The sequence below is a fragment of the Halobacterium sp. CBA1126 genome (genome assembly GCF_009741975.1).
Lineage (GTDB): Archaea > Halobacteriota > Halobacteria > Halobacteriales > Halobacteriaceae > Halobacterium.
In genome coordinates, this window is record NZ_WPCF01000161.1 from 1 (window position 1) to 3,979 (window position 3,979).

A 3,979-nucleotide genomic window follows, 5' to 3' on the forward strand; every position below is an offset into this window, starting at 1 on the left:
CGCCGGCGGCCGCGCGCTCGCGGAGCCACCGCCCGAGCCCCCCGGCCCGCGCCCAACGGCGGCGACGACCGCGAACAGGGCGACGGACGGGGACGCGTCCCCGTCGAGGTCGACGACCGTCAGCCACTGCTCGAACCCGTCGTCGCCGCCCTGCGACATCGGCACGCGCCGAATCTCGGGCGCCCACGGCGACCCCGCGAACTCGCGTTCGACGTACGACTGGGTGTCCGTGGTGCTCGTCACGATGTGCTTCCCGAAGAACCAGTCCCAGTGCTCGTGGTGGGCCTGCATCGCCGTCCACCCGTCCGCGTCGGGCGCCGTGTACGCCCTGACGTGGTGGCGGCCGCCGAGGTACGTGCCGTCGTGCACCTGGTAGGCCTCCGCGAGCCAGACGCCGCGCTCCGCGTCGGCGAGGTAGACGTACCGCTGGGCGCCGGTCGCGGACTCCCACGGGTCCGTCCTCCCCGGCGCCGTCGCGCGCTCGCTGGTCGCCGCGTCCCGCTGCTCGGCGGTCGTCTCGTTCCAGTCGCCCTCGAGGAGGTAGCCGCGCACGTCCTCGGCGTCCCCGTACACGACGACGTTCAGCGCGAGCGTCGGCGAGGCGAACGTCCGGCCCGCGCTCGTGTACAGCCAGAGCTCCCGGTCCTCCTCGGGCAGCGGAATCGACTCCACCTGCTCGGGACGGTCGACGCTCTGGACGTCCGCCACGAGCAGCGACCCCGACGCGCCCACCGCGAGCACGCCGACCAGTACCAGCACCGCCACCGCCGGGCGGAGTTCCACGGCCATCCCCCGCACGTAGACGGCCGACCACCATTACTCTCCGGGCTCCGCGAGAAAACGAACGGGGTGAGCGTATGCGAGGGGTCGGATTCGAACCCGACGCAAACGCTCGCTTCGCTCGCGTTTCCGTGCTTCGAATCCCACGTCTCCTCGCCTGCTCGCGTTCGCTCGCAGGACGAGTGCGAGGGGTGGGATTCGAACCCACGAACCCCTACGGGAGCGGGTCTTAAGCCCGCCGCCTTTGGCCGCTCGGCCACCCTCGCGTGTCGTCGTGGACGCCGCGGGGAGAAGTCCGTTACGGTCCTACCAGTCGACGGACAGCGTGCCGTCGCCGTGGGGGTCGGGCGCGATCTCCTCGTTTGTGCGGCGGTCGACGACGTGGATGACGCCGTCGCCCTTCTTCGCGGGGCAGGCGTCGGCGGCCGCGACGTTGTGGTCGAGGTCGTCCTCGCCGAAGAAGTACGAGACGGGCTTGGCCATCCCGGAGGCGAGGTCCATCTCCCAGTTATCCGAGACCTCCGCGCACTTGCCCGCGCCGAAGCACTTGTTCGCCTCGAAGACGAGCTTGTACGGCTTCTCCTCGACGGGCGGCGCGTCGGCCTCGCCGAGCTCGCTCGGGTCGACGGTGTCGGCGTCCTCGGTCATGTACCAGGATTAGTGCCGGAGGGCTTTGAACTGTCGGTGCCGGCGGGTCAGTCGTGAATCTCGACGGACTCGAGGACGACCTCGCGCTTCGGCTGGTCGTTGCGGTCGGTCTCGACGTCGCCGATGGCCTCGACGACGTCCATGCCGTCCGTGACCTTCCCGAAGACCGCGTGGCGGTCGTCGAGGTGGGGCTGGGCGTCGAGGGTGATGAAGAACTGGCTGCCGTTCGTGTCCGGGCCGGAGTTCGCCATCGAGAGCACGCCCGCGTCGTCGTGGCGGAGGTCGTCGTGGAACTCGTCCTCGAACTCGTAGCCGGGGCCGCCCCGACCGGTCTCCGTGGGGTCGCCGCCCTGAATCATGAACCCCTCGATGACGCGGTGGAACGCGACGTCGCGGTACAGCGAGTCGCCCCGAATCTCGCCGCTCTCGGGGTCCTCCCACGTCTTCGTGTCCGGCGCGGGGTCGGCGCCCGCGGCGGGGTCGTCCTTCGCGAGCTTCACGAAGTTCTCGACCGTCGTCGGCGCTTTCTCGTCGTACAGCTCGACCTCGATGTCGCCCTCGCTCGTGTGGAGGGTCGCCTTCTTGGTCATACCCGAAGAGAGGCCGTCGCGTCGGATAACGCTACCTACTCAGAACGAGCAGAGGTCCGCGAGGAGGCTCTCCGCGCGCCCGTTGGCGACGACCTCCTCGGCGGCCTCGATGCCCGCCTCGATGGAGTCGACGTCCTCGCCGGCGTACATGCGGAGCGCGGCGTTGAGCTTCACGGCGTCCGCGAACTCGTCGCGGCGGTCGCCCGCGAGCACGTCCGCCGTGATCTCCGCGGACTCTCTGGCCACGTCGTCGACTTCGAGGTCCGCGCTCTCGACGTCCATCCCGTAGTCCGCCGTCTCGATGGTGAAGTCCGCCAGCTCCGACCCCTCGGACCACTCCGCGACGGTCGTCGAGCCCGGGCGGACGTCGTCGTACCCCTCCATCCCCTGGAACATGAGCACGCGGTCGAAGCCCACGTCCTCGCTCTCGCGAGCGGTCTCGACGACCTTCTTCGCGAACGCGAGGTGGTAGAACGAGCCGAGGTGGGTGTCGGCGTTCGCGGGGTTCGCGAGCGTCTCCACGGTGTTCACGAACGTCCGCACGCCCATGTTGTCGCGGCGGTCCCAGAGCGCGTCAACGACGGGGTTGAACGACGGCTGGTAGTAGAACCCGAAGCCGTGCTCGTCGACCATCGCGGCGGACTCCTCGGGTTCGAGCTCGGTGCGCACGCCGAGCTCGTCGAGGACGTGCTTGTAGGCGTCCTGCTTCTGCGTCGGCACGCGGTCGCCCGAGTGGACGACGACCGGCGTGCCGGCGGCGGCGGCGACGACGCCCGCGGCGACGCCCAGAATCGCGGAGTCGCCCTTTCCGTCGTAGTTCGCGCCGCAGTCCACGGGGTCGCGTCGGGCTCGGCGGCGACGACGCTCTCCCGGCGCATCACGTCGACGTACGCGCCCAGCTCCTCGCCGTTGTTCCGCTTCCAGCGGTTCGCCAGCCAGAACGCCCCCAGCGTCGTCTGGTCGGGCGTCAGGTCGAGGATGCGTTCGAACGCTTCCATCGCCTGCTCGCGAGACATGTCCGCGGCGGACTTCGGCCCGGAGCCGACGACCTCCGTCATCAGGCGCTGCAGCGGCCACTCGCCGTACGAATCGCTCATGCCGACTCGTTCGGCTTCCACCGGCGTAAATCCACCCCATTCCGCTCCCTCCGGGCCGGCGACGAACCGGTAAACAGTAGCCGACGCAGTCCCAACGCAGTGGTAATGGCCGCGGCCGACTGGCGCGAACGCGTCGACGACGTGGACGCACGCCTCATCGACGAGTACCAGAGCGGGTTCCCGATCCGGGAGCGCCCGTTCGAGGCCGTCGCGGACGACCTCGGCGTCACCGAAGCCGACGCGCTCGCCCGCGTCGAACGCCTCCACGACGAGGGCGTCTTCCGGCGGTTCGGCGCCGTCCTCAACCCGCCCGTCATCGGGTCGTCGACGCTCGCCGCCGTGCGCGCGCCCGCCGACCGCTACGACGAGATCGCGGCCGTCATCAACAGCTATCAGCAGGTCAACCACAACTACCGCCGCGACCACGAGTACAACCAGTGGTTCGTCGTCACCGCCGGCAGCCGCGAGACCCGCGACGAGATTCTCGCCGAAATCGAGGAGCGGACGGGCTGCGAGGTGCTGAACCTCCCGATGCTCACGGACTACTACATCGACCTCGAGTTCCCCGTGGTCAACGGCGACCGGTTCGCCCGGGAATCACTGGACAGCACGGACGTCTCGGCGACCCGCATCAGCGAGCGCGCGGCGGGCGACCTCTCGACGCTGGACGCCGACCTGCTGCTCGCGATCCAGGACGGCTTCCCGCTGTCGGCGACGCCGTACCGCGACGTCGCGGACGCCGTCGGCGCGCCTGTCGAGGACGTTCTCGACGCCACCGAGCGGCTGCTCGCGGACGGCTGCATCAAGCGCGTGGGCTGCGTCGTCAACCACGTCGTCACGGGCTTCGACGCCAACTGCATGGTC

At 70.0% G+C, this 3,979-nt stretch carries 3 protein-coding genes, 1 tRNA gene and 2 pseudogenes; 1 reads left to right on the forward strand and 5 read right to left on the reverse strand.

What is annotated here, in order from left to right:
- The 5 genes and pseudogenes from GJ634_RS14465 to GJ634_RS14485 form a co-directional block, all read right to left on the reverse strand.
- Window positions 1-783 (reverse strand): annotated as a pseudogene (locus GJ634_RS14465) (hypothetical protein); the annotation flags it as partial.
- A 180-nt stretch (window positions 784-963) separates the two neighbouring features.
- Window positions 964-1,046, reverse strand: a tRNA-Leu gene (locus GJ634_RS14470).
- Window positions 1,047-1,086: 40 nt separating this feature from the next.
- The gene (locus GJ634_RS14475) at window positions 1,087-1,428 is read right to left on the reverse strand and encodes a ferredoxin (protein WP_157503556.1); all 342 of its coding nucleotides are present in this window, start codon (window positions 1,426-1,428) and stop codon (window positions 1,087-1,089) included.
- Between the two features lie 47 nt (window positions 1,429-1,475).
- Window positions 1,476-2,018: a peptidylprolyl isomerase gene (locus GJ634_RS14480; RefSeq protein WP_157503557.1), complete on the reverse strand. Its 543-nt coding sequence runs from the start codon at window positions 2,016-2,018 to the stop codon at window positions 1,476-1,478.
- Between the two features lie 39 nt (window positions 2,019-2,057).
- A pseudogene (locus tag GJ634_RS14485) lies at window positions 2,058-3,115 on the reverse strand (anthranilate phosphoribosyltransferase).
- A gap of 105 nt (window positions 3,116-3,220) precedes the next feature.
- Here GJ634_RS14485 and GJ634_RS14490 point away from each other — a divergent pair.
- Window positions 3,221-3,979: Lrp/AsnC family transcriptional regulator (locus tag GJ634_RS14490; RefSeq protein ID WP_157503558.1), on the forward strand; the 759-nt coding region annotated here is incomplete at its 3' end.

Coding starts and splice junctions, on each gene's coding strand:
- GJ634_RS14475 (WP_157503556.1), bottom strand. CDS start 1,428: ATGACCGAGGACGCCGACACCGTCGACCCGAGCGAGCTCGGCGAGGCC.
- GJ634_RS14480 (WP_157503557.1), bottom strand. CDS start 2,018: ATGACCAAGAAGGCGACCCTCCACACGAGCGAGGGCGACATCGAGGTC.